The following is a 20,382-nucleotide window of genomic DNA, read 5'->3' as shown; positions in this document are numbered from 1 at the left end:
CTTTTGGTTAACGGGTTTGAGGTAAGCGAGTTTTTTTTAATTCCCGAATAACTGTTGAGGTGCTGATACGCAAAACCCTGGCAATATCTCTTACTCCACTCCCATTGAGTGTCATCTCCACTATTTGCTGCTTTACTTCTCGGTTCCGTCCAGGGTAAGCAGAGTTCAAGCTAAAAGTCTGATATGGGCATTCTGGTTCCAGACAACGGAAGCGTTGCTTGCCATTAGTTGATTTTCCATGCCTAACTACTTCACTACTTTGGCAATGGGGACAACGAACCGCCACTAAAACTGTCATACTAAACTAGCCTACTCCTAGATTTTGCTCCTTTACTCTTAGTCTATCCACAAATCGATAACATTACCCTTCTCGGCATTCTAGCAAAACATGGTTGGCTGGTAGGCGACCATAGTGCTGACACCTTCCGCCCTTTGTGGGCAATCGTGTCCCAGTGGAAATGCTTCTTCTATGTCACCGATGGATGGTCGGTTTACCAAGCGCTTTATTCCCGATGGCGACCAGATCATCAGTAAGACCTACATGACACGAGTGGAGGGAGAAAATACACGCTTACGCCATTATCTCGCTCGGCTCCATCGCAAGACCTTGTGCTACTCCAAATACCACGGACATGTTGAAACATTCGCTGCGCTTGCTGCTGCACTATCTCAAATTTGGAGAGGTGCCTGTGCCGCAATGATTCATACCACTATTCAGCAACGCCAGATTTTTATTGCCCCTCCATCGATTGCATTCATCAAGTAGCAGGTTGAGTTCCGCAGCAACTTTCCACGGATTGCGTCCTTTGAATGGGGCGGCGATAACTGCTTCGTAAGGATTTTTTCCAGTTTGCTTAACAGCATCGATCGCGGCTTTGTTAGAGAGTCCTCGTCCAGCCACAAGCCAAGCTGCCAAAATATGTCCCGTGCGCCCAATGCCACCAGAACAATGAACAACGACCTTTTCATCCTCCTGATTAGCAGTCGCTAAGAACGGTAAAATTTGGTGGATGAGAATTTCGGGGGTGGCAAAGTGGAAATCCTTGATCGGTGTCCAACATATGCGATCGAGTCCAAAAGTTTGTCGATAAATATCCAGTAGATTGGCATAGCGAGACAGTTGAGATTCAGGAAGCAAACAGCACACCCGCTTGATGTTCTGATTTTGCATAAATTCAATCCACTCAGTGACTTGCTCGTTACTATATCCAGGACGAGCGGAGCCAAACACGATCAGTTCATTCCCCGAAGCAGCAGCAAATTTATACATAGTCAGTGCAATTTGGTGAGTTAGATACCAATTGCGAAGCATCAATCTCACTTCATCTCATTGGGTGGCATATGTAAGCCAATCATATTTCCTTCTGTATCGACAATCAAGGCCATGAATCCATATTGACCGATCGATGTTTTTGGCTGTTGGATTTGACCACCAGCGGCAACGACACGCTCTAATTCTATAGCCACCTCATCACAGTGGAAATAGGGTATCGTGCCGCTCTCACCAGACTTGACCCCTTCCATCTTGACCAATGCACCAGACGCACCAACTTTATCCATAGCCATCGGAAATGCCCACATATCCATTCCAGGACTTTCGAGCTTCTCCAGCTTCATCTGAAACACAGACTCGTAAAAACTTTTTGCCCGATCCATGTCCTGGACATAAATTTCACACCAAACAATGGGATTAGATTTCATCATACGAACCTCTCAATTTCACAGTTCGGTTAAATAGGTTGCAAGGCGATCGAAACATTCTGACCAACCTGTGTTGTGAGCATTCCGTGATTCAGTGGATTCAAAAATGGCTTGCTGGAACGTCATCAACGTTTTGTTGTCCTGTTCCTCAAACGTCACAGTAACCAGCGTTTCATGTTTGGGTCGGTTATTCTCGTCCTCCCAGGCAAACGTGAAAACCAAACGCTCTGGATCAATGATTTCGCGATAGATACCCTGCATCCAATGGTCGGTGCCTTCGGGAGAGCGAATACAGGCTCGATACATACCCCCAACCTGTACGTTCATGTGGCAGGCGATCGCCGTAAAATCCTTTGGACCCAACCAACGAGAGAAATGTTCGGGTTGAGTCCAAACTTTGAATACCAGGCTGCGAGGCGCATCAAATGTGCGGGCGATCGTGAGTTGGCGATCGGGGATTGTCGTGGCATTATTCATGCTTGTGCGTCCGCGTATTGCTCTGTTAGATGTTCACCAGATTGGATGGCACTGGATTCCATATACACGAGTTCCCAGATGTGTCCGTCTAAATCCTGGAAGCCATGCGCGTACATAAATCCGCGATCTTGCGGTTCGTTGTAGGTGTTGCCGCCAGCAGCGATCGCCTTGCTCACCATCTCATCAACTGCTTCCCGGCTCTCACTCGATAAACAGGTCAACACTTCAGTGCTTTTCGTCGCGTCACAGATGGGATTGGGCGTGAAGGATTTGAATTTGTCGTGAGTCAAGAGCATGACAAAGATGTCCTCACTCACAATCATGCAAGTCGCCGTCTCATCGGTGAATTGGGGGTTGAAACTGAAGCCAAGTTTTGTAAAAAAGTCGATGGACTGCTTCAGGTTCTTGACAGGTAGATTGACAAAGATTTTTCTAGACATAATTCCTCCAATGATTCGGCTAACTGATACCGTTCGCTGCACGCTCGATCGTGGCAATATCGATCTTGACCATTTGCATCATCGCCTCTTGGGCACGTCGGGCACGGGCTGTGTCGGGGTCGTTAAGTAATTCGATCATCCGCCTGGGTACGATCTGCCAGGGAAATCCCCACCGATCTTTGACCCAGCCGCAGGCGATTTCCGATCCGCCCTCTGCGATCGCAGCCCATAGGCGATCGACTTCAGCTTGGTCATCACAATGGATTTGAAACGACACAGCTTCAGTGAACGGAAACTGCGATCCACCGTTTAGCCCCACGTATTGCAGACCAGCCAACGTGAATTCGACCGTCAAGACCATTCCAGCGGGTCCACTCGGCGTGTCAGCGGGAGACTTCAAAATGCGATCGATACGCGAATCTGGCAGCAGCGAGACATAGAACTTAGCCGCCTCTTCAGCGTCGCCATTAAACCACAAACAAGGGACGATTTTTTGAGTTGTTAGCACTGGATTCCTCCTGTTAAGCTTCTGTCTTTAAGTCGCTGATTTCAAAAGCTACCTATCAACAATCATCTCGAAGCCGCCATAGATCATCCGCTTGCCATCGAACGGCATTTCAGCATTTGGATTCTTTTCAGGCTGCATGCGTGGGTCTGCCATAACTTTCTTCCACCCCTCATCTCTGATTTCGCGTGAGGGCCAAACAACCCAAGAAAAACAAACTGTTTCATCTGCCTGACACTGAACGGCTAAAGGAAATGATGTGACTTCACCTTCAGGAACGTCATCCCCCCAACATTCAATCAACTTGAGTGCCCCGTATTCCTTAAATACGATCGCCGTGCTCTCTGCATGTTGCTTGTAAACTTCTTTGTTGACTGTAGGGACAGCTAAAACAAAACCATCAACGTAAGGCATGAGGTTTTTCTCCTGATTACAATTCTTGGATTGATTTTTGATTGATAACAAGATTGAATGCTAGTTAGACTGATGCACAAATCACATTACTTTTTGCGATTCTGTTTTTGTTCGTTTGCTTGTAACTCTTGTAGATACTCATCCAGGCGATCGAAACTCTGTTCCCAAAATCGGCGGTAGTGTTCCAGCCAGTCTGCTAAATCCTTCAGCGGTTCTGGATTGAGGTGGCAGGGTCGCCACTGTGCATCTCGGCTGCGCGTAATCAGTTGAGCACGTTCCAGCACTTTGAGATGTTTGGAGATGGCAGGTAAACTCATCTCAAACGGTTCAGCGAGTTCTGTGACGGTGGTTTCTCCCTGAGCGAGTTGTGCCAGAATTGCTCGACGGGTAGGATCAGCCAGGGCAGCAAGGGTAACGCTCAAAGAGTCAGTGGACATTTGATACTTAACCGCGCAGTTAATTAACTGCTAGTTTAAATGTACTATTCCAATCTGTCAAGGGCAATCCCCAGTGTTTGGGTGAACTTTTGTGTTGAAACGTAACTACTCAGGCTTAATCCTGTTATGTCACTTTCGAGAAAAATAATCTACAAGCCCTATTAATACGTATTTTCGCAACAAAAGAAGTTAAATGACAATAAGTGAGACGCGATCGCTAAACCTATAATTCTACTTGAGGTTCAGAGTAGACGAGACATTTTCCTCTTTCCAGAGTGACATAAGAGGGTAAGTAACATTTGTTTCCATCTGGTAAACTAAATTGCTTGTTGCATCTAGCTTCCAGAGTTCCCACTCCTTTTTCTCTGCTTAAAGTGACAAATGAGGGTTGTAAAGTAAGCTCGACTGTTATGTCTAGTCAATCAGAAGTAAGGTTGCGAGGGGTAATATAGCTTCACGCCGTACTTTTAAAACAACCTCTAAAGCTGTTGCCGGTTTGACAAAGCAATCCGCTCCGCATGATCGGATCTCAACTATTTGACGCAGGCAGCACCAACACAAAGAATGAAGCAACCACTGACTACATAGGAGGCAATCGCCCTTGAAAAACTTACCACAAAACTCAGAATCACAAAACTCGAAACCTCCCGTTACCCGTTGGGAACTGATTGACGCGATCGCCAAACTGCACGTCATTCAAGACGATTGCAGTCAATTGAGAACTCTTCTCAATAATCCTCAAAAGCCTTGTTGCACCAAGATGCGAATAGAGGAATAGAGCCTATGCACTGTAAAGATTTGGGCTTTTGCTTTCGACTTGACGAAAGTCTCAAAACATCAAGTGCCAACTCGACGTAGGATAGTAATTGTGAAGTAAATCTAAACAAAAGAAAAAGTGAAGGTCAAAGGCAACGGACGTGCAAAGATACTGGCTCAAGCCGAACTAGAGCGTCTATTTACACGCGGCTTCCTCACCCCTAGAGACAAGCTGCTATTCGCGATCGCTTATTACTGTGCCTGTCGCGTTAGTGAAGTGCTGGCGCTGACGGCTGAAGATTTAGCGGGTAGTGTGGTGACGCTGCGTAAATCTACCACCAAGGGCAAGATTGCCACGCGCACGCTGCCTTCGCACCCGAAGCTACAAGCATATTTAGCAGCTTATCACCCGCCGTCTGGTCTATTGTTTCCAGGACGGAGCAAAGACAAGCCACTGACTAGAGCAGCTGCCGATCTGATCCTCAGAGCTGCTTGCAAACGGGCAAGAATTAGAGGTGCTTCGACTCATTCATTTCGCCGCACGGCACTGACGAATATGTCTAATGCTAACGTGCCGATCCGCGTGATTCAGGAAATCTCGGGACATAAATCGTTGACTGCTCTCCAGCGCTATCTGGAGGTGAAGCCAGATCAGGTAGAGTCGGCGATCTCTTTGTTGGTTTAGTTGACGATCTGGCGCTTGAGGAGAGAGTAGACGCGGCGGAGGTCGTGGTAGATCTTTTCGGTAAAGTTGGTGCTTGCCAATCAACTGGGGCAAGCCAGTAGTCGTCGAGCGGGCTATCGAGGCGGGGAAATAGCAAGAACGCGCCCAGGACGTAATCGACTAAATTGTCGTAGCTCTGGATGCGGGTGAAAGATTGCAGTTGTTTGAGTGCTACTAAAAATGCTTCAGACTTTGCCAGTCCCATTGCCATCATCTCTCGTTCTTGTTGCCTAGAAAACTCGACTTTCGTACCGTGCCAATTCCACAGCAAGCAGCACTGCTGTAGTGATAAACCTAACGGTTGAAGTAGTAAAGCAGCGCGATAGAAGAGTCCAGAGCGCCTGAGCATATAGGAGTGAATCGGGAAAGAAAGGTTGGCAATCTTGCCTGCTTGGGCAATTAAATAGTGTAGCGAGCGCTGATTTAAGCGCGTTTGCCGTTCTGTAGCGAACAACCAATCGCATCGGCTTTCGTGCGCTAGTTGTTGCAGAAGATCGACTTCGGCAGCGCAGAGGAGTTGAAGATTGATTTGTTTGTGGCGGCGAGTGCCACTTTTGAGTTCGCGATTGCGGATGAGGTAGAGCGTTTTTCTGGTCAAGTCTAGGTCCGCTCGGCGCAGCCAACACAGCTCGGATGGCTGTAGACATTGGCAAAATAAAGCAATCGCGATCGCCTTGTTCCTGGTGGGGTAGCGAGTCTGCTCCATTGCCGTGATGACGGCATCGACTTCGTGCAGGTAAAGAAATTCGCGCTCGCGGCGTTGTTGGAATACAGTTTTGAGCGGCGGCGGTGTCCTGGGCATGGAATAGATAAATTTTTCGGCAAAGTCCGCTGTCAATTATGCCATGCCATTAAGTCTTGAAAGTGTAGAGGCAATCGTCCAAAGATACAGCTAAAGTACAGCAAGGGCACTGCTACCCGTTAACAGGTAGCAAACTAGCTTTGTTGAGATTGCGCTCGAATCCACTGGCGCACAGCGCGAACCACGCTAATGTCGTCCTCGGTGGCAGCAAGTTGAAGAAATTGCTGCAACACAGCTCCAGAGATGATGGGAAAGGTAGGGCTAAACTCGCACTCGACGTAACGATTGCCTTGTAGTTGATAGATTGTCACCCCTTGACGCTCGGTATAGCGCCAAACCTCAGGAATGGAGAGTTGCAGGTAGATCTCGAATCGGCGGCGTGAGGAACTCGTAATGTCTATCTCAATTGCTAAATCTGGTGGGGGATCGGTATTGAGATCGATCTGACGACAACCAAGAATGCGTTCGACGTTTTGAATGTAAAAACAGGAATCCGGTTCGACTCCCCGTACCAGTTCTTCTCGATCTAGTGTAGTAGAGCCATAGCCGCGCAGCCTTTGGTTGAATTCCTCAGCTAGGGTACGGACGATCGCTTCGAGGATGCGACTGATGAACTCATGCAGTTGGGATGGCATAATAATTTCCAAAACCCCTTGGCTGTATGCCAGACGCGCCGAACGGTGTTCGCCCAAGTCTTTTTGAATGGCTTGATAGGTCTGCCATGTAATGCCGTCGAGAACAACATATTGTGTTTGCTGATGGGATGGCTCTTGCAGTGTTTGCACCATACAATCTATTCCTAAAGCACTCACACTCAAAGGGAAAGGAGATTGCCTAATTCACCCATAAGTGTTGAGAGTTTGATAATTTTAATTTTATATTCTAACTGGAAAATAAAATTGATGTTCTATTTAGAATTAAAATGTTCAGAACTAGAAATTTGCCAAATCCCAAACGCAAACCACAGACATCGTATGCCAGCAGTTGACCAGCTCATAGCCCAACTCGTGCAAGAGCGCTGCCAAACTCCAATGAGCCAGACGCAACAGCGCCCTGGAGCAAATCCTTGTCTGAGCCAACAGCATGGGTGGCTGCATCTAGAAAAAGAGCCAATTTATTTGCTCAAGCTGACAGTTAAAGTAGGAGTGCAGTCGCTGAAGTTAGATGGCTCCCATTTAGGGATTGGGGATGATGTACTGAAATTGTTGGAGAGTGAGGCAAAGGGCGGCTATGCTGCTAAGATTAACCACCGCCTCAAAGATGCTGCGTCCAAACTCCAAGCACGGCAGAAAATTATCTACAACCGCTACACCCTTTTGAGCGAACCGTTTCGATTCGTACATGAATCGGCACTACCCGATGCTCTAGAAGCAATTGACGGGATGGTGGCGGAAGCCGATCGTTTACGGCAGGAAATTTTAGAAGCATACGAGTTAGAATACGCTGGTTTCTTGTCGTGGGTGGAGCAAGTCTTGAAAGCCGCCCGATTAGAACCAAAAGCAATTGAGCTAGCGTTGCGGCAGTATGCTGATGCTTATCCGACTCAAAAGGAACTGCAAGTAAATTCATTGCAAATTCTAGTGGAAGGACCGATAAAAATTCCTTCCCTACTAGAGCGTTCGGAGCGCGAAGCAGAAGTGCAAAGGCAGCAGGCAGAGGCAGAGGTAGCCTCTGTCGAACGGCAAAAACTCAAGTTAATCGAGCGATCGCAACAAACGTTACAGCAGACGTTAATTTCAACTCTATACGACGCGCAAATCAGAAGTCGGGACGAGGCTGACGCAAAGCTGGCACAATTGCTAGAAAGCTTTAATTTGTCGGGAGCGGATGCGACATCGAGAACGGGGCAGAAGTGGGACACCTTAATTGCTCGCTTGCAAGTCTTGATGCAATACGATCGCGATTTAGAGCCACTCGTAGAGAGGGCGAGGCAGTTGGGGCAGCTATACCTGAGTGACAGCCCCGATTTAGATCGGATACAGCAGCACTTGGAAGACTTCCGAGCCATGCTGAAGCAGCGCGTGCAGCAGAAAAGCTCGACTGGAGAGGGGCTTGCCAACTTGACGAAGGCGTTGGCACTGGATGCGGGTTACTCCGAGTTACTTCGGCAGTTAGAGGCGATCGCGCAGCAACCAGATCCGGAGCAGTTGCGGCAGCTCAAGGGCAAGTTGGCATCGATGGAGAATTTGTTTAAATTCCGTACCAAGGACTTGCTCAAACGCTGGCAGCAGGCAGAGGCAGCGGTGCGCCAGGAGTTGGGGTTAGAAGCAACAGCCAAGACAAAGGATCTCGTTACTGCTCCAGATGCCGTCGATAGCGACGAGTGCGAGCGTGACTCGACCGCTCGACCTTACGACCCAGAGGCAGGATTTTAGGAGAACTCACCTTCAAGTTGGAATACAGAATTTAGATTCGAGTTAGAAAAAGAAATTAAATCATCATGATTAAATCATGGCAATCGCTAAAAACACCAAAAAGTTAGCTGCTCAAATCCCCAACAATGCCCCATCTGGCTCTGCTCTAGAGCGGTTGCAACAGTTACGGCGAGAGTTGAATCAGATTTTCTTGGAGCGATCTAGTGCGATCGATGGAGTGCTAGCCGTATTGCTCAGTGGTGGAAATGTGGTTTTATTTGGTCCGCCTGGTTGCGCCAAAAGCTGGATGTTACAGCAGTTATGCCGAGCAATCTCTGAAGCTATATTCTTCGATCGCCTCCTGCAACCGACCATCACTCCTGACGAGTTACTTGGGCAACTGTCACTGCGAGCATTACAGCAGCAAGACGAGTTAATTCGCAACACCAAACGCCGACTGCCAGAAGCACACATTGCCTTTTTAGATGAAGTGTTTCGCGGCAACTCTACCAGTCTCAATGCTTTGTTGCGGTTGATGAACGAGCGAGTCTTCGAGAATCCAGAACCGCAGCCAGTCCCGCTACTATTCTTGTGCGGTGCTGCCAATAACGTTCCCACTGATGGAGACTTGGATGCTTTCGTTGATCGGTTCGTCTATCGCCCTTGGTTGCAATACGTTCGCAAGCTAAGTTCCAAGCGGGAATTAATCCACCGATCTAGGCATAATCTCAAACTAGAGGTGAAGGTGCGCCTAACGCTGAATGAAATTCAAGCTTTACAGCAACAAGCAGCGATCGTACCTTTTAGCGACGAACTAGCAGAAGATTTAATTAAATGTCAGCTGGCGCTGGATCAGGAAGGATTTTTGATTAGCGATCGCAAGTTGCAACAGCTAGTCAAACTGCTGCAAGCCCATGCGCTGGTGCAGGGCGATTTGCAAGTGTATTCAGAATCTTTTCACGAATTGCTGCCAGACTGCCTGTGGCAGAGAGACCCCAAGGAGCGGCAGAAGATCGGTCAAATTTTGAATGTCTGCGTTCCCGATTTCAACCAGCAGGCTGTGTCTTGGTACGATGCGGCAAAGGAAGAGGTCGGCACTGTAGTGAGGGCAGCCAGAGAATACGATTTGCGTCCGAGCAGTACGACCGAACAAAAATTGATTGAAGCAACCGATAATGCTGCCAGTCGCTTGGAGGATATTGCTCGCAAGATTGAAAAGTTAATCGCCGATAACAAGAGCCGCAATGCCCGACGAGCGCAGAGAATACTAAATGATATTCGCTCTGATTTGCTAGTAGAAGTTAGCGGTTACAAAAATAAAGTTTATCAATAGTTAAATGAGTTGAATGGTAGCTTCTATTCGCTATGTGACTCAATTGCTTGTTCTGGATAAAGTTGCTCGTCATTTGTTACCTTGTACCACCAGTAACCGTCACTAGAGTCGTCCAGCTCGAACCAACGGCGGACGATGTGAGTTGAGCGTTCTTCACCATTCCAGTAGAGAGTAACTGACTGATACAGCTGAAATTTTGGGGAGCGGACTTGAATTTTTTCTGTGCTATCCATACTGAATCAATTGACTGGAAATCTTCTATATAGACTTATGCTTTAAGCACTTCTTTCTTCTTCTCGCTTGGCGAAAGTGACGATCGCATTTATCTCCTCTTCTTCTTCTTTTAGTGTTTGGTATAGCTGCCAATTTTGTTGTAGATTCAACCAAAACTCTGGACTGTTACCAAAGAATTTTGACAGCCGCAATGCCGTACTTGGCGTTACGCCGCGCTTGCCATTCACCAACTCGTTGACTCGCTGGTAAGGAACGTAAATGTTGTTAGCTAAATCCTGCTGAGTCAGTCCGAGTGGCTCTAGAAAATCTCGGAGTAAGATTTCTCCTGGGTGTGTAGGAGAGCGATGTTTAGGGATTTTCATCTATTGTTACCTCACGTAAAAACGTCAACGATCATCGACAATCTCAACCGAATCCGCTCCTTGCTCCACCCAGACAAAACAAAGCCGAGGCTCGGTCGTTGATGCGAATGCTGTGTTGACCTGCTCGCTCGCCTTGCAGGGCTTCTAACTTGTTACCTGGTGGCACTCTCAAATCGTTCAAAGATACGGCAGCGTTCAGTCGATCCAACTTTTGATCGCGCCACATTCCAAACGTTAATCGGACAAATTTTTCGCGCCTATGAGTGAATCCTCGCCATCAGAAATGTCTTCCGTTGCTCGATCTTTAAATGCAACAATCATGAGCGCGATCGCTTAGAGATAACATAATAACACGGATATTATGCTATCTTTAGCTAAAGGTTGCTACTTGCCAGTTTAAGCTCGATACATTCCTACTCTCATGCTGTACGACTTTGAACCGCTAGTATATCGAGTTGCGAGCATCTCCAAACTTTTTTGGCAGGAGTACCTCAACTATTTTGAAGATGCTCGGACGATGGTGAGAGTAGGAACTAGCAAGCTGTTTGCCTTTCCCAGTTTCACTTTGGAAGTTTTTCATCGACTTTACTACGAGAGCGAACCAGAGCAGCTAGACCCACCACCACCCGAAAGCGCTTGGGCAACAAGATTGCATCAAGAGTTTCAACAGCTCATCGGCTGTGACGAGCTGGTGGAGCAGTGTCAAGGCAACCAACTAGCAGCAGGACTGGCAACAGTGGAGTATTGCCGTCAAGTGTACGAGCGACTGCCACCACCCATGCCTCGATTTCCTAATCCACAACAGTATCGGGAGCTAATTAGGCAACTGAAGCACGATCCTGCAGTTACACCATCTCAAGCATTCGCTCGGATTCTCAACTCCACTCAAACCACTTCCCCAACTGGTTTGCCACTACCCAAAACCCGACAGCAGCAAGAACGATCTCTGTGGTTGAGGCAGCTGATAGAAGATAGTAACGATCGCTCTGCCCAACTGATCCAACTTTTACAACAGGAGGGAAAACAAGCTGTATGGCAAGCTCAACAATATGCAGCTAGTCTCGATGAAACACAAGTCAGGCAAATGCTGAGGGCAGCCCTGAATGCTGCTGATGAAAAATTGAGCGAGGCATCTGCGTGGTTGGAGATGCTGGGCTTGAGCTGGGGCAACGAAGTGGGTGGGGAGCAGCGCGTTTCAAGTACCGAAAAAATGGCGCTAGCTCAAAAAATTGCCACTCATGCCAAGCTCAAGCAGATTGCTGTTGTTGCCGGACGTTTGCAATCCTTTGCCGAGCGCAAGCGCCGCAGCAAAGCTCTAGATGCTTTTGGGGAGATAACGACGATTCAGTTAGGAGATAACTTGTCGCGGTTGTTGCCAAGTGAACTCCAGAAACTCTCTACGAGCGATCTGTTTCCTTTGTTTGCGCTCTCCTATTACGATCGCTCCCTACTGCAATACAAGACCAGGGGGAAGGAGAAGCAATGCAAAGGACCGTTGGTGGTGTGCTTGGATTCCTCTGGTTCGATGGATGGATTGCCTGACACTTGGGCAAAAGCAGTGACGGCAGTGTTAGGACAAATTGCTTACCGAGAGGGACGGCACTTGCGAGTGATTCACTTTGCAACTAGAGTTTGTCGAGTTGATGATTTTCCACCCCACCACCACGACTTTTCGCGACTGCTGGAGTCGATGCTGGCTTTTTACAATGGTGGTGGCACTGCTTGGGAGCCAGCTTTACTATCTGCTACCCAATGTATTGAGGAAAAACCACAGTTCAAAGGAGCAGATATCGTCATGGTTACAGATGGCAGGTGTGACGTGAAGCGGGATTTTTTAGAGCAGTTAAAAGTCAAGCAGCAACAGCGAGAATTTAGTATTTATGGAGTCTTAATCGGTGGTGCGGACGAACGGCAGATGAAGCAATTTTGCGATCGCATCTGGGTTGTTAAAGATCTTGTTAGTGATGAGATAGCAATTGATGAACTGTTCTTGCTGTAACCCGATCAACAATTCCTATATATTTACTGTATGCTATATGTAATTTTCTCTACCTGAATTCACCTATGAGATTTTTTTGACGAGTTATTCAAAGTATTCATACCAATCTCCTTCCTAGACTACTACTTGAATTGTCTTAAAATCTGATGAAGGAATCTTCTGGTACTGACAACTAGTCACAAAGACAAAGCAGCAGAAAAACTTCCTCATTGAATACTGGATACGTTGTTTGCTCGTACTGTTCTATAGTGATGAAAAACTGCCCCTAATTGAATATTCTGCAATACTCAAAATAGATTTTATCAAAACTGTTGCCTTGTTTTAGAAAACAGAATACAGCAAGTAATTCAAATAAGCTTAAAAGGATATTTTTAATAAAACCGTTGGCTTCACACCTTACTGTTATTCATTTTACAAGTTTTTCTCGATTTAAAAGTATATATTAAAGTTTCTCGTTTAATCAAATATTATGTACACGAAAATTGCACTTAAAATTATATTTTTTTATTCGTCAAAAAACAATACTTCGCAAATTATATTTTAAATGTAAAATATTATTATATAGCGTTTCTCAAGCTAGTGAGGTACAAATAAAGGAGAGATAACTGGTCTTTTTCTTCAATCCATGAAAGCATACTCAATCGACCTGCGCCAGAAAATTGTTGATGCCTACGCAGAAGGAAACATTTCGAGCGCGTCAATTAGCCAAACAATTCCGAGTCGCATTGAGTTTTGTCGAAAAGTTGCTCAAACAATATCGAGAGACTGGCAGTGTTGCGCCTAAAGTACGCAGACAACAAACGCCAACTAAGCTCAACACAGAACAGTTAAACGTGCTGACCGCAATTGTAGAAGCCAACAACGACGCGACCTTGGAAGAACTGCGAATTTTGTTGCACCAACAAACGGGGGTTCTCATCGGGCGCTCCACAGTCGATAGGATGTTGCGACAGCTGAATTTAACCGTCAAAAAAAACACTACATCCGAGTGAAAAGGAGAGTGAACGAGTGCAACGCAAACGAGTCGAGTTTTGGCAGTTGATGAGCGGTATCCTGGCAAAAGATTTAATCTTCATTGATGAGTCAGGAGTTAATCTGGCTTTAACCCGCTTATTCGCCCGTTCTCCCAAAGGGAAAAGAGCGCGAGGGACACAACCTCAAAAACGGGGGAAAAACGTCTCTATAATTGGTGCAATTGGATTGAGTGGGGTCATCACTCAAGTCAGTCTATTGGGCGCGACCGATAGTTTAACCTTTGAAGCGTTCATTGCTCAAAGACTCGTTCCGAAGCTATGGTCAGGTGCTTGTGTGCTGATGGATAACTACTCGATTCACAAAAGCAAAGAGATTGAACAATGGATTGCTCAAGCGGGGGCGAAGTTGATTTACTTACCCCCTTATTCTCCCGATTTCTCACCGATTGAAAATTGTTGGTCGAAGATCAAAAGCTTGTTGCGCTCAAGTGAGGCTAGAAATTATCCTGACTTAGCTAAAGCAATTGAAGAAGCTTTTGATCGGGTATCTCTAGATGATATTCGTGGTTGGTTCACTCATTGCTGTTACTGTACCTCAGTAGATTAGGAAACGCTATAGTTCGATTGCAAAAACTTATTAATGCAATATATTTTGTTGTTTTCGTCACTCTACTTTCTGAAAATCAGCTAATAGCATTTTCTGCTAGTTTTTAATTTAAGAGTCTATTTGTTGAGTCAATCAAAAGAGAGTGAAGTCAGGTAGATTAATGTAGTTGAGCTGAGTGCTTCAATTAGTTATTCGAGCGTGAATATTATACCAAGTGCAAGCAGCAAACCATAAATTAGTTTTTCAAATACTTTGGTAGGTATACGCTTACCAATTAGATTTCCTAAAAAGATTCCTGCTGCAATAGCAGGCAGTGAATAAAGATAGGCTCGTACAACATCTGTAGTCCATAAACCTGATAACGCATGGCTGGTAACGATTAAACAGTTGGTCAAGAAGAAGTAGCCTTGTAGGTTAATACGATAGTAGTCTGTTGACCATCTTTGAAGTGTTCCGTAAATAACGATCGGTGGACCGTTAGTGTTGTACCCACCACCAAGAACTCCGGCAATAAAACCAAAAATTCCAGCTAACCGCTCATCTCGAAGTTGAGGCAATGCTAACTCAAACAAGCCGTAAAAACCATAGATAATTAATAAGATTCCTAAAATTGATTTTACCAATTGTTCTGGAGCGAATCGAATTAGAATCAGCCCGAATGGAATTCCAATTAATGTTGCAATAAATAACCGCCAGATTCCATGTAGATTAAATAAGTGCCATTGATTTGACAAAATTATAAAGCTACTCGTTAAGCCTACTAGCGCAACAAGTGGCGTTGCTATTTGTATTTTAGTAATCAAAACTAGTAGTGGCATAGCAACTAAAGCATCTCCAAAACCGATAGCAGAGTGAATAAAAGTCGAAATAAATAAAATGCTAATAAGCAATAATTGAGTTATTTCTGTATCCGTGCCATACTCTTCAGCACTCACGCGATTGCATCAGTAAAGTGCGGTAGCAAAACCCAGACTAAGAACTGTAATGAACAGCCAAGATAAAGCGCCAAGATAGAGAGGTTTTAGTCCAATTGTTTGCATATTTTGCCAGCGGGTTTCTAGTCCCATTGCTGCCATTGCCGTAGATAGGAGTAACAAATTAGCTTGTCCGACATTTGTTTTCAAACTTGTAGGAAAAAGACCCCAGCTATTGAGGAGAATGAGTGCAACAAAGCCAACCGCAAACCAGGGAACTACAGAGCGGACTGGATGATTTGCTTTGCTTGCAGTTTGGCTGCGTGCGTACAAGGTACTGGCAATCGGTATAATTGGAGCAAGCCAGAGAACTCGCGATAGCTTGGCAATGCTGGCAAGCTCTCCACTCACAGAATTAAATTGAAAGGCAGCTGCGATCGCTTGCGCTACTTCATGAATGGACGATCCGCACCAAATCCCAAAAGCTTCTGGAGTCAAGCTGAGAAAAGGTAGAACCAATGGATAGAGCAGCATGGAAAGCGTACCATACAAAGTAATAATTCCCACAGCATAGGTTGTATCTTCATCCGAATTATCGATTGTGGCTGCCATAGCAACGATCGCTGATGCTCCACAGATCGACGTTCCAACTGCAATTAAATATGTTAATGCCTTCCCCACCTTGAGGTAGCGTCCCAGCCAACAAGTAAACCCGAAGGTCGCTACTAGTACGATCGCGATCCCTAAAAATCCGATAATGCCAACCTGATGTAGCTGGGACAGGCTAACTTGCAGTCCTAACAAGGCGATCGCCAATCGTAGCAGTCGCTTGAGCGCAAATTTAATTCCAGGGTGACATCGAATCGGAACTCCCACGCTATTTTGCAACAGAATTCCTAGCAGAATTGCCAGAATCAGAGGACTTAATATATTCAAACCAGGAAGCAAATGCAGCAGGAAGGCAACGCTTGCTATGCACAAAGCGAGCAGCAAACCTGGAGCGATGCGAACTATTTGCCGCTCTAGTCTCTTTCTGGCAATTTCAACGACTAAACTCCACTTCGGCAGGGTTGTCTCAGCTTTTCGCCGCATAGAACCTCATAGATGGGAAGATAGTGGCACGAGAACGGGGCAAAACGTTGCATTCAAAGCTACGGCGATCTGCTGAAATGTTCTACTAGTTAAAGAGATTGAATCTGCCAGCGTTAGCGGTTTTCCTGCATCCCCACCCGTACAAATTTGCGGGTCGATTGGTACTTGTCCTAGTAAGGGAGTATGAAGTTCTGCTGCTAACTGCTTGCCGCCGCCACTGCCAAAGATAGGAATCGCTTCCCCAGAGCGATCGCGCAGGTAACTCATGTTTTCGACAATTCCCAGTACTGGAATACCAACTTGACGGAACATATGCAGATTACGACGAACATCGGCAACGGCAACCTGCTGAGGTGTGGTGACTAAAATTACGCCGCAGATCGGGCTTTCTTGCACGATTGTAATTTGAGCATCTCCAGTTCCAGGCGGTAGATCGATCAGCAGGTAATCTAACTCGCCCCACTCAACTTGATGAATAAATTGAGTCAGAATCTTGTGCAATACGGGACCGCGCCAAGCTAAAGGGCGATCGGGTTCTGCCAGTAAACCAACAGACATCACTTTTATACCGTGCGCTGTTAGCGGCAAAAACCTCTGACCATTCGAGGTATCAATTGCTTGCACGTCCGCCTGTCTCAATCCCAGCATTTGAGGCACGTTGGGACCGTAGATATCGGCATCCAGCAGCCCCACTTTTGCCCCTCCAACACTGAGCGCCGCAGCTAGATTGACCGCAGTGGTGGATTTTCCCACTCCACCTTTACCGCTAGAAATTGCCAGGGTCGTTCTTACACCAGGAATTGTGCAGATTTGGATATAAGTCTTTTTGCACCAAGGCAACGACGACAGCAGCGATTGGATTTGTTCTTGCAGGTGAAGCTGGTGGCTGCCGACGTACAGGCGCAGGTAGATATAGTTGTCTACAACTCGTAAGTTTCGCACCATTCCCAAGCTAACGATATCATTCTTCAGCGTAGGTTCGATAACCTGCTTCAGTAGTTGCGCCACATCTCGATGGCGTGCTTCTGCCACTGGATCGGCAGGGATAGGTGCATGAGTTAGAGTCGTTGGGCTGGCGTGCCAGGGTAACCGATCGCTATGCATGAGAAGTTTCCTGCATCGATTGAATCTGCTGGATTGCTCTTTGGGTGTAAATGCATACGTCTTTATCTGGATCGTCTAATGCTTGTTGCAGAGCATTGAGGGCAGCTGGATTTTGTAAAACGCCAAGGGCGATCGCCGCTTCTTTTCGCACGTCGGAATATTCATCTGTTAATGCTTTGACTAAGGCGGGTAAGGTACAGTTATCTGGCGTTTTCTGCAAGGCTTGCAGTGCAAACTTTCGCACCTGCCAGTGTTCGTCTCTCAAGGCAGTTTGCAAGGCGGCTACGGCTGTGGAATCGGCATGAATGAAGAGCGATTTAGCTGCATTGCGCCTGACTTGCCAATCTGCATCGGCTGTCAGTGCTTGACAAAGTGTGGGAATGACTTCTGGATCTGCTAAATGTCCTAAAGTTAATGCTGTCGCCCGCCGTACTGTTGCGTCTGGATCTGACATCAGCGCGATCGCGGCGTGACAGCTGGCGACTTGATTGAGATATCTCAGCGTCGTGACAGCAGCTTCGCGCAACTGAGCATTTGCGGATTTAAAAAAGGGCAGAACGTAAGACAAACATTGAATATCGTGGATCTTCCGCAGCAAAAACAGGATATTCAACTGTACGTTTGGATCGTCTTGATGCAGGGCATCGAGTAGCAACAACAAATGCTCGGCAGAAACTAATTCGCCCAAGGCAGAGCGGGCTTCGTCGCGAATCTCCGCATCAGAGGAAGCAAGGCATTTTACTAAAGCCGGAACCGCAGCAGGGTTGGCTAGCTCCCAAAGAGCCGTAACTGCCAGCTTTTGTACTGCTTGGCTCTTGTCTGCGAGAGCCATTATCAATGGCTCCAATGCTGCCTCATCTCCCAAGTGTTGCAAGGTTTTGACGGCAACTAGGCGATCGCTTAAGTCGGGCGATCGCAACATTTCTACCCATTGGTTCAACTCAAAATCAAATTCAGATGCCATTTTTAGTTCTTTAGCGCAACAAGAATGGAATTTGGACTGTAATCGCGTTTGTCGGGCATTCTTTTTCGCAGGGCAAGCAGAACCAGCACTCGTCATACTTCATATAGGCTTTGCCAGTTTCAGGATTCTTTGCCAACACGTCCAACGGACATACCTCAATACAAGCCGTACATTTTTCCAGACATTTTGATTCGTCTACGATTACTGGTACATCAACTCGTTGTGTTGCTAAAGCCATAATGTTAATAACTCTCCTGAATCCAAAATCTAAAATCCAAAATCAGCGAACTGCTACGTCATAAACTTCTGTGACGACATCCACGTCCACGATGTACGGCTCGACCGGACGCTTAAACAACACCATTTCACCGGACTCGTCGCGCTTTAAATTGACATGACAGAACCATTCATCGTTATTTTTCTCTGGATAGTCCAAGCGATAGTGATACAGCCCCCAACGACTTTCGCGGCGATATAGCGAGGCGCGGGCTGCCATTTCCGCACAATCTCGAATAAAGTGGACTTCCATACAGCGCATTAATTCGTGGGGATCGCGAGCGCCCATCAGGTCTAATATTTCTTGATAGCGCCTGAAGTATCTCAAGCCAACCTCCATTTTGTGGTCGGATTTCGGTGGTTGAAGATAGTCATTCACCAAACGGCGTAACTTGTATTCCACTTGCGTGTGGGGAATACCGTTGGGACGATCTAGAGGCGCGTAAATACGAGCTTTTTCTGCTTCAAGGAAATCAGAGTCAGGTTCAACGTGCGATAAATCTTGGCTGTAGGCGATTGCATTCTCACCCGCTAACCGTCCAAATACAAAGGCTCCAATCATGTAGTTGTGCGGCACGCTTGCCATGTCTCCAGCTGCATATAGCCCTGGTACGGTTGTTTCTGCTTTTTCATTCACCCAGACTCCAGAAGCACTATGACCGCTACACAACCCAATCTCGGAAATATTCATCTCCACGCCATGAGTGCGATAGTTTTCACCCCGATTTGCATGGAAGCGTCCTCTACTTGGGCGCTCGTTCGCCCAAAGAATTGACTCGATTTCAGCGATTGTATTTTCATCCAGGTGAGTCATTTTGAGTTGGACTGGACCTTTACCAGAATTCAACTCCTTCCACACCTCCAGCATCATTTGACCGCTCCAGTAGTCGCAACTAATGAAACGGTGTCCTTCCGCATTGGCAGTATATGCGCCGAAGGGACTGGCAACATAGGCACACGCCGGACCGTTGTAGTCTTTGATTAAGGGGTTGATCTGGAAGCACTCAATATTGGTCAGCTCTGCTCCAGCATGGTATGCCATTGCATAACCATCTCCAGCGTTGGTGGGGTTCTCATACGTACCGTAAAGATAGCCGGAAGCAGGCAAACCCAAGCGTCCGCAGGCTCCCGTACAAAGAATGACAGCTTTTGCCTGGATGACGACAAAATCGCCATTGCGGACATCAAAGCCGACAGCTCCAATGGCGCGACCGTTTCGCACTAACACGCGAGTTGCCATGACGCGATTTGTGACTTTGGCTTTATGGCGTTTGACTTGACGAGTTAAAATTGTTTTCAAGTCTTTGCCTTCCGGCATTGGCAGCACGTACTTGCCAACCCGATGTACCTGTTTTAGGTCGTAGTTGCCTTGAGCGTCTTTCTGAAATTTGACTCCCCAGCTTTCTAGTTCTTGAATGACTTCAAATCCAAGTTTGCCTGTTTGATAGACTGCTTGCTGGTTGAGGATGCCGTCGTTGGAGATCGTGATTTCGCGGACGTATTGTTCGGGAGTAGAATTGCCAGGAATCACGGCAGTGTTGACTCCATCCATCCCCATCGCGATCGCGCCACTGCGACGAATATTTGCTTTCTCCAAAATCAGTACATCTGCTTCTGGATTCGCTTGTTTAGCTTTGATAGCAGCCATCGTTCCCGCCGTGCCACCGCCAACAACGAGAACATCAGTCTTCATCCATTGAGTATTCACTTGAGTATCCACTCAGAACTCCTCTCTATTTGCGAAAACTCTTTACTTTTAAACAACGGGTTGAGGTAACAGGGGAAATCTGCGTCAACATTGTTTGGCTTACCTATTACCGCAGACAGAACGCGATCGCCGATATATATTGCTGTGACGATCGCCGCCTGTTTTGCTCTAAATTCATTGTGCAACAAATATAACTGTTTTTTTA

General features: G+C 46.6%; 25 protein-coding genes and 2 pseudogenes. 7 read left to right on the top strand and 20 right to left on the bottom strand.

Annotation, left to right across the window (positions count from 1 at the left end; all coding sequences use genetic code 11):
* Positions 1–7: 7 nt before the first annotated feature.
* Positions 8–298, bottom strand: a complete 291-nt coding sequence (locus N4J56_RS39320) for an IS1 family transposase (RefSeq protein WP_317112416.1) — start codon at positions 296–298, stop codon at positions 8–10.
* Positions 299–390: 92 nt separating this feature from the next.
* Here N4J56_RS39320 and N4J56_RS39315 point away from each other — a divergent pair.
* Positions 391–701, top strand: a pseudogene (locus N4J56_RS39315) (IS1 family transposase); the annotation flags it as partial.
* Here the strand turns inward: N4J56_RS39315 and N4J56_RS39310 are convergent.
* From N4J56_RS39310 to N4J56_RS39280, 7 genes are all read right to left on the bottom strand, one after another.
* Positions 665–1,270: a dual specificity protein phosphatase family protein gene (locus N4J56_RS39310; protein WP_410500837.1), complete on the bottom strand. Its 606-nt coding sequence runs from the start codon at positions 1,268–1,270 to the stop codon at positions 665–667. The pseudogene N4J56_RS39315 and the gene N4J56_RS39310 overlap by 37 nt on opposite strands.
* 47 nt (positions 1,271–1,317) lie before the next feature.
* Entirely contained in the window at positions 1,318–1,701 is a 384-nt protein-coding gene (locus N4J56_RS39305) for a VOC family protein (RefSeq protein WP_410500836.1), read from the bottom strand.
* A gap of 18 nt (positions 1,702–1,719) precedes the next feature.
* A complete protein-coding gene (locus tag N4J56_RS39300; protein WP_317112126.1) occupies positions 1,720–2,178 on the bottom strand; it encodes an SRPBCC domain-containing protein in 459 nt (152 codons plus the stop codon).
* Positions 2,175–2,618 (bottom strand): VOC family protein, encoded by a 444-nt coding sequence (locus N4J56_RS39295; RefSeq protein ID WP_410500835.1) that lies wholly within the window; start codon positions 2,616–2,618, stop codon positions 2,175–2,177. Before N4J56_RS39295 ends, N4J56_RS39300 begins: the two co-directional genes overlap by 4 nt.
* Positions 2,619–2,637: 19 nt before the next feature.
* Entirely contained in the window at positions 2,638–3,126 is a 489-nt protein-coding gene (locus tag N4J56_RS39290; RefSeq protein WP_317112123.1) for a VOC family protein, read from the bottom strand.
* Positions 3,127–3,174: 48 nt separating this feature from the next.
* Positions 3,175–3,537 carry a DUF1428 domain-containing protein gene (locus N4J56_RS39285; protein ID WP_317112122.1) on the bottom strand — a complete coding sequence of 121 codons (363 nt, stop codon included), beginning with the start codon at positions 3,535–3,537 and terminating at the stop codon, positions 3,175–3,177.
* A gap of 86 nt (positions 3,538–3,623) precedes the next feature.
* Positions 3,624–3,974, bottom strand: coding sequence for a metalloregulator ArsR/SmtB family transcription factor (locus N4J56_RS39280; RefSeq protein WP_317112120.1), 351 nt, complete (start codon positions 3,972–3,974; stop codon positions 3,624–3,626).
* 601 nt (positions 3,975–4,575) lie between these two features.
* Between N4J56_RS39280 and N4J56_RS39275 the strand changes: the two genes are divergently transcribed.
* A complete protein-coding gene (locus N4J56_RS39275; protein WP_317112414.1) occupies positions 4,576–4,752 on the top strand; it encodes a hypothetical protein in 177 nt (58 codons plus the stop codon).
* Positions 4,753–4,869: 117 nt separating this feature from the next.
* Positions 4,870–5,415 carry a site-specific integrase gene (locus N4J56_RS39270; RefSeq protein WP_317112412.1) on the top strand — a complete coding sequence of 182 codons (546 nt, stop codon included), beginning with the start codon at positions 4,870–4,872 and terminating at the stop codon, positions 5,413–5,415.
* On the opposite strand, the gene N4J56_RS39265 is transcribed toward N4J56_RS39270, so the two are convergent.
* Positions 5,297–6,292 (bottom strand): tyrosine-type recombinase/integrase, encoded by a 996-nt coding sequence (locus N4J56_RS39265; RefSeq protein ID WP_317112410.1) that lies wholly within the window; start codon positions 6,290–6,292, stop codon positions 5,297–5,299. The genes N4J56_RS39270 and N4J56_RS39265 overlap by 119 nt on opposite strands.
* 98 nt (positions 6,293–6,390) lie before the next feature.
* Entirely contained in the window at positions 6,391–7,044 is a 654-nt protein-coding gene (locus N4J56_RS39260) for a Uma2 family endonuclease (RefSeq protein ID WP_317112409.1), read from the bottom strand.
* Between the two features lie 186 nt (positions 7,045–7,230).
* Here N4J56_RS39260 and N4J56_RS39255 point away from each other — a divergent pair, with 186 nt between their 5' ends.
* Positions 7,231–8,631, top strand: coding sequence for a hypothetical protein (locus tag N4J56_RS39255; protein WP_317112408.1), 1,401 nt, complete (start codon positions 7,231–7,233; stop codon positions 8,629–8,631).
* A 76-nt stretch (positions 8,632–8,707) separates the two neighbouring features.
* Complete coding sequence (locus tag N4J56_RS39250; protein ID WP_317112407.1) at positions 8,708–9,943, top strand: AAA family ATPase; 1,236 nt, start codon at positions 8,708–8,710, stop codon at positions 9,941–9,943.
* 23 nt (positions 9,944–9,966) lie between these two features.
* On the opposite strand, the gene N4J56_RS39245 is transcribed toward N4J56_RS39250, so the two are convergent.
* The 3 genes from N4J56_RS39245 to N4J56_RS39235 are packed head-to-tail and all read right to left on the bottom strand — an operon-like array spanning position 9,967 to position 10,765.
* Positions 9,967–10,176: a hypothetical protein gene (locus N4J56_RS39245; protein WP_317112406.1), complete on the bottom strand. Its 210-nt coding sequence runs from the start codon at positions 10,174–10,176 to the stop codon at positions 9,967–9,969.
* Positions 10,177–10,218: 42 nt separating this feature from the next.
* Complete coding sequence (locus N4J56_RS39240) at positions 10,219–10,539, bottom strand: HigA family addiction module antitoxin (RefSeq protein WP_317112405.1); 321 nt, start codon at positions 10,537–10,539, stop codon at positions 10,219–10,221.
* A 43-nt stretch (positions 10,540–10,582) separates the two neighbouring features.
* Positions 10,583–10,765, bottom strand: a complete 183-nt coding sequence (locus tag N4J56_RS39235; protein ID WP_317112404.1) for a type II toxin-antitoxin system RelE/ParE family toxin — start codon at positions 10,763–10,765, stop codon at positions 10,583–10,585.
* 195 nt (positions 10,766–10,960) lie between these two features.
* Here N4J56_RS39235 and N4J56_RS39230 point away from each other — a divergent pair, with 195 nt between their 5' ends.
* On the top strand, positions 10,961–12,538 hold the full coding sequence (locus N4J56_RS39230; protein WP_317112402.1) for a vWA domain-containing protein: 1,578 nt from the start codon (positions 10,961–10,963) through the stop codon (positions 12,536–12,538).
* Positions 12,539–13,163: 625 nt separating this feature from the next.
* Positions 13,164–14,119: pseudogene (locus tag N4J56_RS39225) on the top strand (IS630 family transposase).
* Positions 14,120–14,307: 188 nt separating this feature from the next.
* On the opposite strand, the gene N4J56_RS39220 reads toward N4J56_RS39225, so the two are convergent.
* The 7 genes from N4J56_RS39220 to N4J56_RS39190 are packed head-to-tail and all read right to left on the bottom strand — an operon-like array spanning position 14,308 to position 20,362.
* Positions 14,308–15,054 (bottom strand): sulfite exporter TauE/SafE family protein, encoded by a 747-nt coding sequence (locus N4J56_RS39220; RefSeq protein WP_317112401.1) that lies wholly within the window; start codon positions 15,052–15,054, stop codon positions 14,308–14,310.
* Positions 15,055–15,063: 9 nt separating this feature from the next.
* Positions 15,064–16,125, bottom strand: coding sequence for a YeiH family protein (locus tag N4J56_RS39215; protein ID WP_317112400.1), 1,062 nt, complete (start codon positions 16,123–16,125; stop codon positions 15,064–15,066).
* Positions 16,126–16,131: 6 nt separating this feature from the next.
* A complete protein-coding gene (locus tag N4J56_RS39210; protein ID WP_317112399.1) occupies positions 16,132–17,229 on the bottom strand; it encodes an Mrp/NBP35 family ATP-binding protein in 1,098 nt (365 codons plus the stop codon).
* Positions 17,222–18,193: a HEAT repeat domain-containing protein gene (locus N4J56_RS39205; protein ID WP_317112398.1), complete on the bottom strand. Its 972-nt coding sequence runs from the start codon at positions 18,191–18,193 to the stop codon at positions 17,222–17,224. Before N4J56_RS39205 ends, N4J56_RS39210 begins: the two co-directional genes overlap by 8 nt.
* A gap of 10 nt (positions 18,194–18,203) precedes the next feature.
* Positions 18,204–18,431 carry a ferredoxin family protein gene (locus N4J56_RS39200; protein ID WP_106171222.1) on the bottom strand — a complete coding sequence of 76 codons (228 nt, stop codon included), beginning with the start codon at positions 18,429–18,431 and terminating at the stop codon, positions 18,204–18,206.
* Between the two features lie 42 nt (positions 18,432–18,473).
* Complete coding sequence (locus tag N4J56_RS39195) at positions 18,474–20,162, bottom strand: fumarate reductase/succinate dehydrogenase flavoprotein subunit (RefSeq protein WP_410500852.1); 1,689 nt, start codon at positions 20,160–20,162, stop codon at positions 18,474–18,476.
* 11 nt (positions 20,163–20,173) lie between these two features.
* Complete coding sequence (locus N4J56_RS39190; RefSeq protein WP_317112396.1) at positions 20,174–20,362, bottom strand: hypothetical protein; 189 nt, start codon at positions 20,360–20,362, stop codon at positions 20,174–20,176.
* Positions 20,363–20,382 lie beyond the last annotated feature (20 nt).

Origin of the sequence: Chroococcidiopsis sp. SAG 2025, from assembly GCF_032860985.1 — a bacterium.
GTDB lineage: Bacteria > Cyanobacteriota > Cyanobacteriia > Cyanobacteriales > Chroococcidiopsidaceae > Chroococcidiopsis.
The sequence above is the reverse complement of the archived record's forward strand: the minus strand, read 5'-3'. Positions and strand labels throughout refer to the sequence as shown.

Bases quoted from the DNA above. Each gene is read 5' to 3' on its own strand.
- N4J56_RS39260 (WP_317112409.1), bottom strand. From the start codon at position 7,044: ATGGTGCAAACACTGCAAGAGCCATCCCATCAGCAAACACAATATGTT.
- N4J56_RS39285 (WP_317112122.1), bottom strand. From the start codon at position 3,537: ATGCCTTACGTTGATGGTTTTGTTTTAGCTGTCCCTACAGTCAACAAA.
- N4J56_RS39235 (WP_317112404.1), bottom strand. From the start codon at position 10,765: ATGTGGCGCGATCAAAAGTTGGATCGACTGAACGCTGCCGTATCTTTG.
- N4J56_RS39200 (WP_106171222.1), bottom strand. From the start codon at position 18,431: ATGGCTTTAGCAACACAACGAGTTGATGTACCAGTAATCGTAGACGAA.
- N4J56_RS39250 (WP_317112407.1), top strand. From the start codon at position 8,708: ATGGCAATCGCTAAAAACACCAAAAAGTTAGCTGCTCAAATCCCCAAC.
- N4J56_RS39210 (WP_317112399.1), bottom strand. From the start codon at position 17,229: ATGCATAGCGATCGGTTACCCTGGCACGCCAGCCCAACGACTCTAACT.
- N4J56_RS39295 (WP_410500835.1), bottom strand. From the start codon at position 2,618: ATGTCTAGAAAAATCTTTGTCAATCTACCTGTCAAGAACCTGAAGCAG.
- N4J56_RS39255 (WP_317112408.1), top strand. From the start codon at position 7,231: ATGCCAGCAGTTGACCAGCTCATAGCCCAACTCGTGCAAGAGCGCTGC.
- N4J56_RS39245 (WP_317112406.1), bottom strand. From the start codon at position 10,176: ATGGATAGCACAGAAAAAATTCAAGTCCGCTCCCCAAAATTTCAGCTG.
- N4J56_RS39300 (WP_317112126.1), bottom strand. From the start codon at position 2,178: ATGAATAATGCCACGACAATCCCCGATCGCCAACTCACGATCGCCCGC.
- N4J56_RS39310 (WP_410500837.1), bottom strand. From the start codon at position 1,270: ATGTATAAATTTGCTGCTGCTTCGGGGAATGAACTGATCGTGTTTGGC.
- N4J56_RS39305 (WP_410500836.1), bottom strand. From the start codon at position 1,701: ATGAAATCTAATCCCATTGTTTGGTGTGAAATTTATGTCCAGGACATG.
- N4J56_RS39215 (WP_317112400.1), bottom strand. From the start codon at position 16,125: ATGCGGCGAAAAGCTGAGACAACCCTGCCGAAGTGGAGTTTAGTCGTT.
- N4J56_RS39205 (WP_317112398.1), bottom strand. From the start codon at position 18,193: ATGGCATCTGAATTTGATTTTGAGTTGAACCAATGGGTAGAAATGTTG.
- N4J56_RS39230 (WP_317112402.1), top strand. From the start codon at position 10,961: ATGCTGTACGACTTTGAACCGCTAGTATATCGAGTTGCGAGCATCTCC.
- N4J56_RS39195 (WP_410500852.1), bottom strand. From the start codon at position 20,162: ATGAAGACTGATGTTCTCGTTGTTGGCGGTGGCACGGCGGGAACGATG.
- N4J56_RS39240 (WP_317112405.1), bottom strand. From the start codon at position 10,539: ATGAAAATCCCTAAACATCGCTCTCCTACACACCCAGGAGAAATCTTA.
- N4J56_RS39280 (WP_317112120.1), bottom strand. From the start codon at position 3,974: ATGTCCACTGACTCTTTGAGCGTTACCCTTGCTGCCCTGGCTGATCCT.
- N4J56_RS39320 (WP_317112416.1), bottom strand. From the start codon at position 298: ATGACAGTTTTAGTGGCGGTTCGTTGTCCCCATTGCCAAAGTAGTGAA.